A 14586-nucleotide genomic window follows, 5' to 3' on the forward strand; every position below is an offset into this window, starting at 1 on the left:
GAGAAAAAATGAACTGCACTTTAATACTGATTTGGCTTAATATTTTTTCTCTTTTACTTTCAGCTTGTGTATCACAAGTGGATACTGCGACATTTAATAAGCAACAGGCGGCGAAAGCACGAGTCGAATTAGGTTTAGGTTATTTAGCACAGCGTCAATTTACACAAGCTAAACTGAATTTTGATAAGGCCCTTGCTTATGCCCCTAATTATTATTTAGTACATTCCGCATTAGCTTATTTTTATCAGGAGCAAGGTGCATTTCAATTAGCTAACCAAGCTTATTTAGCAGCACTTAATCTCGCTCCCCAGCAAAGTGATGTTCTGAATAATTATGGTGTTTTTTTGTGTAAGCAAGCGAAGTTTGAACAAGCTTATACCCAATTTAATCATGCTTTAGCTACTGCTAATTATTATCAGCAAGCTGATACTTATGAAAATATAATTCTTTGTGCATTTTCGGCAAAAGATAGCGAACGTTATCAGCAGAATTTGCAATTGTTAGCTCAAATCGATGCTTCTCGAGCGCAAAAACTTCTTCGTTTATTCGCATTAAATTAGTAAATTATCGAAAAACGAGAATTAGGCTCAGTTATCTATGTAATTACTATTGCAAAAGCCACCTTACAACTTTAAACTTTACCCTTTGAATTTTGTATGAATCGATGGTGCTAAATGAATAATGCGACAAATAATCTTGAATCTAACGCCTTGACCCTCGGCGAGCAATTTCGCCAAGCTCGCGAGGCACTCAATCTATCTCTTGAAGATGTTTCTAAAAAAATCGCACTTAGACCCTCGATTTTACAATTGATTGAAAATAATGAATTAGTCCAAAGTACTATTCCTGCTGCTTTCATGAAAGGTTATGTGCGTAATTATGCAAAATTTTTGAAGTTACCTGAATCAGTTTGGGTACATGCAAGTTTTGGCGAAGACCACAAAAATGATTTGGGTAAAAATGCGCGTGCGACTAGGGCGGTTAATCACTATTCTTCACATAACCATTGGATTGGTTGGCTAAGCTTATTAGTCGTATTCATTGTCGCCGGCATGACAGGTCTTTGGTGGTGGGAAAATTATAAACAATCTAATGCTGAGCGTGATAGTTTAGTTCAAAGTTATGTAGAAACTGTGCCAAAAACGTCACCAATTGAAAATAGTACGCCTCCGACTATTATTGTGAGTAACCCTGTCGAGATTACTACACCAAGAACCGCAGAAACATCTCCTATAGAAACAAATATTAATTCAGTTGATATTCCAGTGGTGATTAATCCACAAGATAATCAACCAATTACTTCTGCGGGTGTATTAAAAGCAGAAATGGACAAATTAGATGAAAAAACAGATAAGCCTATCACTGATAATATGCCTGTTTTGACAGAATCAAATGTGCTTGATATTGAATTCACAGGAACTTGCTGGATTAGTGTGCAAAATGAACAAGGTAAAATTCTTGCACAAAAAGAATATAAGCAAGGTGATACATTGAGCTTTGATGAAGAGGGGAGTTACTCGCTTATTATTGGTGTACCTGGTAATGTAAAAATTACTTATAAAGGTGAAGATTATCCATTAAAAGTAGATGGTCGTGTCGCAAGATTTAAATTACCACAATAATGTGGAATATGGGATAACAAAGCAAAATGTTAGCAAAACCAACAATTAAACGCAGAGAATCAAGCAAAATTTATGTCGGTAATGTACCTGTTGGCGGTGATGCCCCTATTGCTGTGCAATCGATGACAAACACTCGTACAACCGATGTAGAGGCAACGGTCGCGCAAATTAAAGCACTAGAACGTGTTGGTGCCGATATTGTACGTGTTTCTGTGCCAACGATGGATGCGGCAGAGGCATTTAAATTAATTAAGCAGCAAGTAAATGTCCCTTTGGTTGCTGATATTCATTTTGATTATCGTATTGCATTAAAAGTGGCTGAATATGGTGTAGATTGTTTACGTATTAATCCAGGTAATATCGGACGTGAAGATCGTATTCGTGCGGTAGTGGATTGTGCGAGAGATAACAATATTCCAATTCGTATTGGAGTGAATGCAGGCTCGCTTGAGAAGGATTTGCAAGAGAAATATGGTGAGCCAACACCAGAAGCATTATTAGAGTCTGCATTACGTCATGTTGAGATTTTAGATCGTTTGAATTTCGATCAGTTTAAAGTCAGTGTAAAAGCCTCAGATGTATTTTTAGCCGTTGAATCTTATCGTTTATTAGCAAAAGCGATTAAACAACCATTACATTTAGGGATTACTGAGGCGGGAGGAGCGCGTGCTGGCGCGGTGAAAAGTGCGGTCGGTTTAGGCATGCTTTTAGCTGAAGGTATCGGCGATACCTTACGTGTATCATTAGCTGCTGATCCAGTCGAAGAGATTAAAGTGGGTTTTGATATTTTAAAATCACTGCGAATTCGTTCACGTGGCATTAACTTTATTGCCTGCCCAACCTGCTCACGCCAAGAATTTGATGTTATTGGTACAGTAAACGCACTTGAACAACGTTTAGAAGATATTATTACACCAATGGATGTTTCAATTATTGGTTGTGTTGTGAATGGACCTGGAGAAGCGCTAGTTTCAGATTTAGGCGTGACGGGTGGTAATAAGAAAAGTGGTTACTATTTAGATGGTGAACGTCAAAAAGAGCGTTTTGATAATGATGATTTGATTAATCAATTAGAAGCCAAAATCCGTGCGCGTGTGGCAACACAAGATCCAAAAAATAGAATTATTTAAAATAACAAGAGAAAGAAGTAGGACATATTATTGTGGCAAAAACAATTCAAGCAATTCGTGGTATGAATGACTGCTCGCCGACTGAAAGTCCATTATGGCAGTGGGTAGAAGGCAAAGTGCGGTCAGTTTTACAAAATTATGGTTATTCTGAAGTCCGTATGCCTATCGTGGAAAGTACCCCTTTATTTGCGCGTGCGATTGGTGAAGTAACTGATGTTGTTTCTAAAGAAATGTACACTTTTTGGGATAATGATGAACAGCTAACTTTACGTCCAGAAGGAACAGCCGGCTGCGTGCGAGCAGCGATTGAACATGGCTGGATTTATAATAATGAACAACGTTTATGGTATATGGGACCTATGTTCCGTCATGAACGTCCACAAAAAGGGCGTTATCGTCAATTCCATCAAGCTGGTGTCGAAGTATTTGGTATTGCTAACCCAGAAATTGATGCTGAATTAATCATTTTGACAGCACGCTTATGGAAAGAACTCGGTATTGATCAGCATGTGACTTTACAGCTGAATTCAATTGGTTCTTTAGAAGCGCGTAAAAATTATCGCTCTGCATTAGTGGCATTTTTACAGCAGCATGTAGCGTTATTAAGCGAGGAAGAAAAAGAACGTTTAGAGAAAAATCCGTTACGGATTTTGGATACGAAAAATCAAGCATTACAAGAGGTGTTAAACGATGCACCTAAACTATTAGATTATTTAGATGATGACAGTCGTGAGCATTTTACCCAGCTTTGCGAGTTACTTGATGCGGTAGGTATTCCATATGAAATTAATCCTAAATTAGTACGCGGCTTAGATTATTATAATAAAACTGTATTTGAGTGGGTCACTTCTGCATTAGGTGCACAAGGCACAGTTTGCGGCGGTGGACGCTATGATGGTTTAGTTGAGCAGCTTGGTGGTCATGCAGCTTGTGGAGTTGGTTTTGCAATGGGGCTAGAGCGTTTAGTGTTGTTGGTACAAGAGGTGAATGCTGAAATTAGCTTGCCTAATGCCGTCGATATTTATCTTGTTTATCAAGGAGAAGGAACAACGCTTGCTGCTTTCCAATTAGCAGAAAAACTTCGTACTACCTTACCGCACTTACGTACTATGTTACATTGCAGTGGTGGTAACTTTAAAAAGCAATTTAAACGCGCAGATAAAAATGGAGCGACGTTAGCATTAGTGATTGGCGAAAGCGAAGTGCAAAATCAGCAGGTTGTGGTGAAGCATTTACTTGGTGGTGCGGAACAACAAACACTTGCATTGACTGATGTTGTTGATTACATTAAGAATCATTTTTAAGCAAGAGGAAAGAGTAAGATGGCTTATACTCCAGAAGAAGAACAAGAACTAAATGAAATTAAAGCGTGGTGGAAAGAAAATTATAAAGTCTTAATCGCTTCGATTGTGGTGGCATTTGCAGGTGTGTTTGGTTGGAATTATTGGCAGAGTTACCAAGCTAATAAGATTCAGCAAACATCAGTATTTTATGAGCAAGCAATTTATAGCTCACAAGATTTTGCCACTAAAAGTGCACAAATTGATCAGTTTGTACAAGCACATAACAAAACGAGTTATGCTGTTTTAGCGTTATTAGAAAAAGCAAAATTAGAAGTTGAAAAGGAAGAGTTTGCTCAAGCAGAACAGTCATTAAAACAGGCATTAGCACAATCATCAGATCAAACGCTATCTTCAATTAGCGCATTACGTTTAGCCTCTGTGCAATTTCAACAACAAGCATTTGATGCTGCGTTAGAAAGTTTACAATTGGTTAAGGAAGCAAGTTGGGATAGTCGTAAGAGTTTATTAACAGGCGATATTTTACTTGCTAAAGGCGATAAAATTGCGGCTAAAGCCAGTTATGAGCAAGCGCTGCAAAATGCCTCTGCTCTAGAAGCTCAATGGTTGCAAGTGCGGTTAAATAATTTATAGTTTTCATTGAATTGAAAAAATCCCCAAAAAACTTGGGGATTTTTTTATGACTAGAATTGTTAAAATCATCTTCACATTTTGTATTATTTTTATGCTATATTGCCACTTTTGTTGTACTGTAATAATGAATTAATAAAAAAATGGATACACAATTTTATTTACCTCTTGAGAGCCACCAATTACCCGTTCCTTATCAAACTATGTCTAGACGCATTCGCGTTTTGTTACCAAAAGATTATGCAGTAAATCCAAATAAATTTTATCCCGTTGTTTATATGCATGATGGGCAGAATGTGTTTTACAGCAAAGAGTCTTTTAGCGCGCATTCTTGGAAAACGATTCCTTTGATTAAAAATAATGTTGCGTTGGCGGATATGATCATTGTGGGTATTGATAATGATGGTGCTAATCGTGTAAACGAGTATTCTACTTGGCAATTTGATACGAATGTATATTCGGGAAAAGAAAATATTGGCGGAAAAGGTAGGGAATATGCGGATTTCATTATTCATGTTGTCATGCCTTTTGTGAATAGCACTTATCGTACTAAGCCTCAGAAAGAATATACAGCGATGATTGGTAGTTCATTGGGTGGCAATATTACTCAGTTTATGGGGATCGAATATGCAAATTATATCGGTTGTTTAGGTGTTTTTTCATCAGCCAGTTGGTTGACACCAAACGATTTCCAGCGCTATTTTGAGAATCATGATTTAGATTTGAATCAAAAAGTTTATATTCAAGTGGGAACGCAAGAAGGTGATGATACAGATAGCCAATTTACGACAAGTAATATACAGCAATTGTATATTGATGCATCGTTAAGTTATTATCAAACTTTATTACAAAAAGGAATGCCGATAAATCAAATAAAACTCGAAATTATTGCTAATGGTATTCATTCAGAAACACAGTGGGCACAACATCTTCCGAATTGTTTATATTTTTTAAGTCAGGATTGGTAATATGCATTTTGAACGTTTAAGCCACTACAGTGGTTATCTTCAGCGAGAAATGAAATTAAATCGTTATGGTCATACAGGACTGCCTATTTTAGTTTTCCCAAGTTCAGGTGGTACGCGTAATGAATATGCTGATTTTGGTATGATTGACGCCTGCCAGCAATTTATTCATCAAGGAGCGGTACAGTTTTTTACGTTATCAAGTGTTGATAGCGAGAGTTGGTTAGCGAATTGGAAGCACCCTCATGATCGCGCTCAAATGCATACTGCTTATGAAAAATACCTGATAGAAGAAGCTATTCCTTTTATTAAACATCATGCTCAATATTTTGCTCCCATGATGGTTACTGGCTGTAGTATGGGTGGGTTTCATGCTGTCAATGTGTTTTTACAACATCCAGATGTGTTTAACAAAGTTATTGCATTAAGTGGTGTTTATGATGTGCGTTATTTTGTTGGTGAGTATGGTGATGATCCATTAGTCTATCGTAACTCGCCAAGCCAGAATTTATGGCTGCAACAAGATGAGTGGTTTTTAAATAAATATCGTGAAGCTGATATTGTTATTTGTACAGGCCTTGGTGCTTGGGAACAGGATGGCTTACCTTCATTTTATCAATTACAACAAGCGTTTGCTGCAAAACAGATCCCCGCATGGTTTGATACTTGGGGACATGATGTCGCGCATGATTGGGATTGGTGGCGGATCCAAATGCCTTATTTTTTAAATAAATTGAATTTTTAGGAGGTCCTATGAATTACATTGTGATTTCACCTTATTACCCTGCAAATTTCCAAACATTTTCCATAAAAATGCATGAATTAGGCATCAATGTATTAGGCATAGGGCAAGAACCTTACGAGCAACTACCTGAAAACTTACGTGTTTCTTTAACTGAATATTTTAGAGTCAATAATCTTGAAGATATTGATGAAGTAAAAAGAGCGGTTGCTTTTCTATTTTATAAACATGGACCGATTGATCGTATTGAATCACAAAATGAATATTGGCTTAATAATGACGTATTATTGAGAGAACAATTTAATGTATTTGGTTTGAAATCAAGTGATTTGCTAAAAACCAAACGTAAATCAGAAATGAAAAAAATTTTCCAGTCTATTCCAGTCCCTGTTGTTGAAGGTGCATTAATTAGAACAGAAAAAGAACTTGATAGTGCAGTGAAAAAATTGGGCTTACCTTTGATTGCAAAACCTGATATTGGTGTGGGAGCTGGTGGTACATTTAAATTAGCATCAAAACAAGATGTGGCTGATTTTAAACAACAATGGCAAGGACTTGATTATTTTTTAGAGCCATTTGTTGAGGGAGACATTATCACTTATGATGGATTATTGGATCAAAATGGGAATATTTTGTTTGAAACCAGTTTGGTCTACACCATTAGCCCAATGGAATTGTTTAAGAGAACACATGATATTGGTTATTATGTTATCAAAAATGCCGACGAAAAATTAAAGCAATATGGACGAGCAATTACTCAAGCTTTTGGTATGAAAGAGCGCTTTTTCCATTTAGAATTTTTTCGCTTACCTAATGATGAATATGTGGTGATTGAATATAATAATCGTCCACCTGGCTCTTATATTTTAGATATCTACAATATGGCATATCAAATTGATTTATATAAAGAATATGGTCGTGCAGTACTTGGTAATCGTGAAAAAGTTAGCGTATTTGATGAGATGATTTGTGTAGCACAATCAAGACGTTATGATATTACATATTGTTATTCTGAAGCGGATATCTATCAGAAATACGGACAATATATTATTGCAAGATTAGAAACTCCACGCGCATTTGCCGATTTGCAAGGGGATGTTGTGTATATAATAAAAACGGATAATGAAGACTTAGCGCATGAAATCATGCAAGCAGTCTATCTTCGTGCTTAGGATAAAATGCCCAACTATTTTGGGCATTTTTGTTGTTTTGATTGAATGGTTTTAAGGTTTTTAATATGGCATTGCAAATTGGTATTGATTTAGGTACGACAAATAGTTTAATTGCGCAATTTATAGATGGAGAAACACGTTTAATTCCTAATCGATTAGGTCATTATTTAACTCCTTCAGTGATTAGTGTCGGTGATGATGATTCTCTTTTAGTTGGCTTGCCTGCTCGTGAGCGTTTATCGACTAAACCTCATTTAAGTGCGGCTGCTTTTAAGCGTTTTATGGGCACGGATAAAGTATTTTATTTAGGACAAAAGCAGTTTCGTGCAGAAGAATTATCTGCACTTATTTTAAAAAGTTTGAAGGAAGATGCGGAGGCGTTTTTAGACGAAGAAGTCACTGATGTCGTGATTACTGTACCAGCCTATTTTAATGCAATTCAACGTCAAGCGACGAAAGCTGCTGCACAAATGGCTGGGTTAAATGTACTACGTTTGCTTAATGAACCCACTGCAGCAGGACTAGCTTATAATTTACAAGAAAAACCAGATGATACTCGCTTTATGATTTATGACTTAGGAGGCGGGACATTTGATGTTTCAATTCTAGATTACTTTGATGGTGTGGTGCAGGTGTCTGCCAGTGCAGGTGATAATCATCTTGGCGGCGAAGATTTTGTGCAAGTGGTTTATCATTGTTTCCTGCAACGTTGTAAAACATTGACAGAAAAAGAGCGTGCTAAAATCAGTGAAAATAAAGAACTTTGGCAAATATTTGAAAGTGCAAAGCGTACATTGAGTCAGGAAAAATTTGTTGATATTACCTTAGTTATTGATGGAAAAGAACACGCTGCCCGAGTGACTTTTGATGAATTTCATCAAGCTTCGCAAGGGTTGTTAGCACGTTTACGTAAACCTTTAGAAAGGGCATTACGTGATGCTAAATTACGTCCGAGTCAAATTGATGGCATTATTCTTGTTGGCGGTGCAACCAGAATGCCGATGATTCGTAACATGATTGGGCAGCTTTTTCAACGCATTCCGCAAGCCAGTATTCATCCTGATGAAGCTATTGCTCGTGGTGCCGCAGTACAAGCCGCTTTAATTGCGCGTCATGCAAGCGTAGAAGAAGTTGTGCTCACTGATGTGATGCCTTTCTCATTAGGCACTAATACAGTAAAAGAATTTGATGGGCGCAATATCGGAGGGCAATTTGCCCCTATTATTGAGCGTAATATGCCAGTTCCTGTTTCTCGTGTACAAACTTTTAGCACGGTATTTGATAATCAAACACAGATCCGCTTTGAAATCTTGCAAGGTGAATCGCCATTGGCAAAAGAAAATTTGCAGTTAGGTGAGATGAGTATCCAAGTTCCTGCAAAACCTGCGGGAGAAGTTTTAGTGGATGTACGTTTTAGTTATGATTCTAATGGACTATTGGAAGTGGATATTAGTAATCAAGATTTAAAGTTACAAGTATCTGATGTTTTCCAACAAAATGCACAAAGTTTAACAGTAGAGGAAATTGAGCAATCTCGCCAAAAATTGACCGCACTTAAGGTACATCCACGTGATCAAGAGCAAAACATTTACTTGTTAGAGAAAGCAAAACGCTTATATGAAGAATATTTAGGTGAGAATCGTCAAATAATTAGTGAACATATGGGATACTTTTTAACCGCGCTTGATAGCCAAGATGAAATTCAAATTCGTCGAGCACAAAAACATTTTAGCGAGTTTTTATCTCGTTACGATAGTGGTTGGTTATTATAAGCAAGTGGGCGGTGATTTTTTATGAACTGTTGGGATATTTTAAGTATTGAGCCGACGAGTGATGAGCGAACGATTCGTCGTGCCTACGCCAAGCAACTCAAAATAACACGCCCTGACGAAGATGCTGAAGGATATCAACAATTACGCGCAGCTTTTGATGAGGCTTTATCTATTGCACCTTATTATCAAGAACAAGAGCAAGAAGAATGGGAATGGCAGGATACAACGGAAGATATTGCTGTATCAGATGTACAACAGCAATCTGTAGTTATCGAACTTGAACAACCACCCGTTGCGGTTGATTTAGCAGTAAGTAATCTATTGGATGACGTTCCGAATCAAGATGATGTTTTACTGAGCTTTGAGCATGAGCCGACTCTTCATGTTATCGAACAAACTGATGAACAGTCAGCTTCAACACAAGATGAATCAGCATTTGCACCAACTTTGTTAGCGGTTGAGTCTACTGATGAGCCAGTAAGTCAACAAAATATGAATATTGCATTAACTTCAGTAGATCAAGTGTTAGCCGATATACAACAACGTTTTGATCAAGCGGGTGTTCAAGGATTGATTGCAGATTGGGGGTTGATTCAGGCGCAATTAGCACTTTTACCTTTGGAAGATAGCGATTATGCATCTTGGTCATTATTGCAATTTTTAAAACACAATTTAATTGGAAACCCTTATTTATGGGCGCAATGGTCAAATTATTTTCATTGGCATGATGATTACCAAGTCGACACTTTTTTATCTTTTGATGAACAAGAACAATTGAGAGAGCATTTGTTTATTGCAGATTTAGTCAGTGATAGCTCATTTGGTGTTGAAGAATATCCAGTTGCAAAGAAATTGATGAGCCAAATAGCGAAAGGTCGTCACTTTTTACTTAATGTTTTTTATACTTTCTTAGTTTATCCATTCTTGCTTTATGAGCAGCCAAAGGGTTACCGCTTTTTATTTGATGAATATAATTTCACTTTTTTAAAAATACATCAGCGCAGTAAGTATTTAAGAATACTGTTGCGCGCTTATCTGATGTATATTTTGTGTTTTTTACCTATTCAAGCCGAAGCAGAGTTTTCTGGGCAAGTACTTGCGACGAGTTTTTTATTTTTATTGATGATGGGACTCTTTTCTATTTTTGCTCCGATGATCTTGCTTTTTGCACCAAAAAATCAGAAGTTTAGGTTGATTGTGGGCGTAATATTGCCTGTTGTATTGCTTATCCCACTCTATTTTCAACAATTAGATAGCTTCATCGTACAGCAACCTTTGTTATGTTTTGTTATTGTCTGTTTTTTATGGGGCTGTGTAGATAATGAAACAGGTTGGCAAAAGTTTGGTTATAACCTAGCAGCATTTGGACTATTTTTGCTATGTGGTTTGAAGGAAGTAAATGCAGGATTAGATGCGTTTCTTATTATGTTGGCGTTAGTTTGGATTAATAGTAATTTATTTTTGACACAATATTATCCTGCTGTTTATGCCAGTTTATATGACAAAATGAATACGCCTTTCGTACCATCACCTAAAAAAGTGACTGAGCTGCCTTTGTTAATTTTGAATAGCTTAATCAGCATGTTATTGTGGTTTTATTTATTACCATCGTTAGTGGGGCATTGGTTAGCAAGAACACATGATCGTGGCAGTATTTTTGAGATTTTGGCAACGACGCTATTCATATTAGCCTGTTTAAGTCAATTTACCGCCTACGCATTATTTTTATTTTATCCTGTGTTGTTATGCATTTACTTGTTGCAACTGGGCATCAAGAAAATAGTTTTTTATTTGTGGGATCGTAGATAAGGAAAACACATGATGAATAAAGTTAAACTGCCTCCTCCCGTTGTGTTTATATGCTGTGCGATAGCGATGGCGTATATTCCTGTCTTAATTAGTTTTCCGCAATGGCTGTGGCTGATAGTCAGTTTAGTTTTAGTGAGTATGTTAATTGCAGGGATGAGTTTGTGGCAATTTTTACAAGCGAGAACAACGGTGAGTCCACTTGCATTAGAGCAAACTTCCACATTAGTGGTGACTGGCATTTATCAAATCAGTCGCAATCCTATGTATTTAAGTTTAGCATTGTTGCTATTAGCTTGGGCGCTCTGGTTGGGGAGTTTAAGTGCGGTCATTTTTTTCATTATTTTTGTTGCGGTCATGACAAAGTGGCAAATTAAACAAGAAGAACAAGTATTAGAGCGTTTATTTGGGCAAACTTATTTAGATTATAAACAGAAAGTGAGACGATGGTTATAATGAGCGTGCGATAAAAAAAGCAAAGTGAGTGAACACTTTGCTTTTTTATGTAATGGCAATAAGTTATTTGGTTAAATCGACTTGATAGACTGCGAATCCGACTTCATCCGTTCCGACTTGTTTTACTGGGTATTGTGCTTTGTCTTGAATAAATTGTTTTGCTTTTTCGCTTAGTGATGTTTCAAAACGAATATCCAATTTTGCTTTTGTGTTAATTGGAGCAATACGCCAGTTTTTATCTGCACTTGGGCGAACTTGACCTTGTGCTTTACTTTCTGCCGAAATATAATTAGCCAAAATTTGACGGTTTTCATCTGGTGCAGCAAAGACAATATGGTTATCACCTGTGCCAGGGAATTTAGCGCCATAAGCACGATAGTTATTCGTTGCAATTAAGAATTCCGCTTTTGGATCTACTGGTTTGCCTTGATAGGTTAAGTTGATAACACGATGTGATTTATCGTTAATCAATTTACAATCGCCGTCGTAACGTGCCGGTTGAGTGATATCGAATTGATATTCTACACCGTCAATCACGTCAAAATTGTAAGTACGGAAACCTTCCCAATCTAATAAACTTTGTGGTTGTTCATTATTTGGATCGATTTGTTTAAACATACCCGCGCTACATTCCAACCATTCTTTTAATTCAGCACCAGTGACTTTTACAACAACCAATGTGTTTGGATAGAGATATAGATCTGCTGCATTACGGAAAGTGAGATCACCTTTATCTACTTCAGTGTAACCCGTTGGATCATTTTTACGACCGCCTGCTTTAAATGGTGCGCCTGCACTTAACACAGGTAAGCCCGCTAATTCAGGTAAACCTTTTACGACATTCTCAACATAGGCTTTTTGTGCTTGGTTAACAATTTGTACTGTTGGATCATCTTGTACTAAGGCCAAATAGCTGTACATATTGTCATCCGCTTTACCAATTGGTTGAGAAACGAATTCACGAGTTGCTTGGTGAACTGGTGCTAAAAGTGCACTGATTTCTGGATGATTTTCAACTGTCGCTTTTTTGTTTTCTGCATCATAAATTGGGCGTAGTTCTGCTTTACCATCTGTCACCAACCATTTGCCATTGACTTGTGATAAAGTTAAATCGACGACACTAATGTTGTTGCCCCAATAACCTGCCATACTTTCTGGCACGCCTTTGACAGTGCCTTTCACAATATCTACATTGGCTGATTTCGCAAATTCTTTATTTGGGAATAAACGGTGTGCATGACCAAAAATAATGGCATCTAACCCTTTTACGTCAGCAAGATGGAATGCCGCATTTTCTTCGCCTTCTTGGTATGGCTCATCTGATGGACCTGTATGAGCAAGTGCAACAATAATATCTGCACCCTTTTGTTTTACAATTGGCACGTATTTTTCAGCGGTTTTCTTAATATCATGCGCAAGTACTTTACCATCAAGATTGGCTTTATCCCAAATCATAACTTGTGGTGGCACAAAACCAATATAGCCAATTTTGATCATGTGTTTTTGACCATTGCTATCAACAACTGCTTTGTCTTGGATAAAATAAGGTTGGTAACGCGGCTCACCAGAATCTGCTTTGACTACGTTGGCATTAATGATAGGGAATTTGGCTTGACGGATGGAATCATCAAGGTAGTCTAATCCATAGTTAAATTCATGGTTACCTAAAGTTCCTACATCATATTGCATTGCATTTAATGCATCAATCGCTGGATTAGATTTACCTTCTTTATAACCTTTAGCTGCTTGATAATCAGCGATTGGGTTACCTTGAATTAAGTCACCATTATCGACTAATACGCTATTTGGAACTTCATTGCGTGCTTGTTTGATTAACGATGCGGTACGAGTAAAGCCAAACTTTTCTGTTGGCGCATCTTTATAATAATCAAAATCTGTTAAGAAACTATGTACATCTGTGGTTGCGATAACACGTAATGAAACAGCATTTTGCGCGGCAGCAGATACATATTTAGATGCAGTAAACGTTAAAATACTGCACGCACCTAATTGTAGAAAACGTCTTCTATCCATAATGACTCCTTAATATAGAAATGAGAAAAATTAGGGGGTATTCATTCTAGAGAAATTGTGGCTGCTTCTCTAGTGGTTTCTGCTCAGATAATGTGATCTTTCTCATAAAATAGAGAAAAAGTGCGGTCTGTTTTCGTGAAATTTTGTAATAAAAAAATCCCCTCGCTTGAGGGGATTGAGTAGAAATTAGTTTGAACAGTTGCAATGTTCTGTTTTTTTAGCAAAACGTTCTGCAACGAAATCCCAGTTTACCACATGCCAGAATTCTTTGATGTAGTCTGGACGACGATTTTGGAATTTTAAGTAATACGCGTGTTCCCACACATCTAAACCTAATAATGGATAGCCTTCACAGCCTGCGATTTCTTTACCCATGATTGGTGAATCTTGGTTTGCAGTCGAAACTACGGCTAATTTACCATCAGCTTGTAAAACTAACCATGCCCAGCCAGAACCGAAACGTGTTGCTGCTGCTTTTTCAAATTCTGCTTGGAATGCTTCAACTGAACCGAAGTCACGAACGATAGCGTCTTTTAATTCACCTTGCAAAGTTGTGCCTTTCTTCAAGCTTTTCCAGAATAAAGTGTGGTTTAAATGACCACCTACATTGTTGCGTAATACTGTGAATTTATCAGCAGGAACTTGAGCAAGTTTTGTTAATAGTTCGCCCGGACATGCAGTTGTTAGTTCTGGTAAGCTTTCTAAAGCGACATTCGCATTGTTAATGTAAGCTTGATGATGTTTAGAATGATGGATTTCCATTGTCATTGCATCAAAATGAGGTTCTAATGCATCGTAGGCATAGCCTAATTCAGGTAGAGTATAAGCCATAGTGATTTCCTTTAATTGAATAAAAGTAAGGGCATTATTGCCATAGAAAGTAACAATATTTTAACAGAAAAATTGATTGAGATCATTATTTCTCTGTATTTTTAACAAAAAATCTCGGGGCAGAT

13 protein-coding genes are annotated in these 14586 nt (G+C 37.2%); 11 read left to right on the plus strand and 2 right to left on the minus strand.

Translation table 11 applies throughout. The annotated features are described in order from the left end of the window. Positions 1–8: 8 nt before the first annotated feature. The 11 genes from pilW (at position 9) to C0975_RS05150 (ending at position 11596) form a co-directional block, all read left to right on the plus strand. A complete protein-coding gene (gene pilW, locus C0975_RS05100) occupies positions 9–560 on the plus strand; it encodes a type IV pilus biogenesis/stability protein PilW (protein ID WP_101775314.1) in 552 nt (183 codons plus the stop codon). A gap of 114 nt (positions 561–674) precedes the next feature. Then, positions 675–1622 (plus strand): RodZ domain-containing protein, encoded by a 948-nt coding sequence (locus C0975_RS05105; protein WP_101775315.1) that lies wholly within the window; start codon positions 675–677, stop codon positions 1620–1622. A gap of 26 nt (positions 1623–1648) precedes the next feature. After that, positions 1649–2752 (plus strand): flavodoxin-dependent (E)-4-hydroxy-3-methylbut-2-enyl-diphosphate synthase, encoded by a 1104-nt coding sequence (ispG, locus tag C0975_RS05110; RefSeq protein ID WP_101775316.1) that lies wholly within the window; start codon positions 1649–1651, stop codon positions 2750–2752. 32 nt (positions 2753–2784) lie between these two features. Then, positions 2785–4056: a histidine--tRNA ligase gene (gene hisS / locus C0975_RS05115; RefSeq protein ID WP_101775317.1), complete on the plus strand. Its 1272-nt coding sequence runs from the start codon at positions 2785–2787 to the stop codon at positions 4054–4056. Positions 4057–4074: 18 nt separating this feature from the next. Then, positions 4075–4686 carry a YfgM family protein gene (locus C0975_RS05120; protein WP_101775318.1) on the plus strand — a complete coding sequence of 204 codons (612 nt, stop codon included), beginning with the start codon at positions 4075–4077 and terminating at the stop codon, positions 4684–4686. A 140-nt stretch (positions 4687–4826) separates the two neighbouring features. Then, complete coding sequence (locus C0975_RS05125) at positions 4827–5651, plus strand: alpha/beta hydrolase (RefSeq protein WP_101775319.1); 825 nt, start codon at positions 4827–4829, stop codon at positions 5649–5651. A gap of 1 nt (position 5652) precedes the next feature. Beyond that, positions 5653–6393, plus strand: coding sequence for an esterase family protein (locus C0975_RS05130; protein ID WP_101775320.1), 741 nt, complete (start codon positions 5653–5655; stop codon positions 6391–6393). Positions 6394–6401: 8 nt separating this feature from the next. Then, entirely contained in the window at positions 6402–7562 is a 1161-nt protein-coding gene (locus tag C0975_RS05135) for an ATP-grasp domain-containing protein (RefSeq protein ID WP_101775321.1), read from the plus strand. Between the two features lie 65 nt (positions 7563–7627). Next, positions 7628–9334, plus strand: coding sequence for a molecular chaperone HscC (locus tag C0975_RS05140; protein ID WP_101775322.1), 1707 nt, complete (start codon positions 7628–7630; stop codon positions 9332–9334). A 21-nt stretch (positions 9335–9355) separates the two neighbouring features. After that, complete coding sequence (locus C0975_RS05145; protein WP_101775323.1) at positions 9356–11143, plus strand: J domain-containing protein; 1788 nt, start codon at positions 9356–9358, stop codon at positions 11141–11143. 9 nt (positions 11144–11152) lie between these two features. Next, positions 11153–11596 (plus strand): methyltransferase family protein, encoded by a 444-nt coding sequence (locus C0975_RS05150; RefSeq protein WP_245853303.1) that lies wholly within the window; start codon positions 11153–11155, stop codon positions 11594–11596. A gap of 63 nt (positions 11597–11659) precedes the next feature. Here C0975_RS05150 and cpdB read toward each other — a convergent pair whose 3' ends face one another. Together cpdB and sodA are read right to left on the minus strand one after the other, a co-directional pair. Then, positions 11660–13633 carry a 2',3'-cyclic-nucleotide 2'-phosphodiesterase gene (gene cpdB / locus C0975_RS05155; protein WP_101775324.1) on the minus strand — a complete coding sequence of 658 codons (1974 nt, stop codon included), beginning with the start codon at positions 13631–13633 and terminating at the stop codon, positions 11660–11662. A 183-nt stretch (positions 13634–13816) separates the two neighbouring features. Continuing rightward, positions 13817–14461, minus strand: a complete 645-nt coding sequence (gene sodA / locus C0975_RS05160) for a superoxide dismutase [Mn] (RefSeq protein WP_101775325.1) — start codon at positions 14459–14461, stop codon at positions 13817–13819. Positions 14462–14586 lie beyond the last annotated feature (125 nt).

It is taken from the genome of Pasteurella oralis (genome assembly GCF_002850605.1).
GTDB lineage: Bacteria > Pseudomonadota > Gammaproteobacteria > Enterobacterales > Pasteurellaceae > Pasteurella > Pasteurella oralis.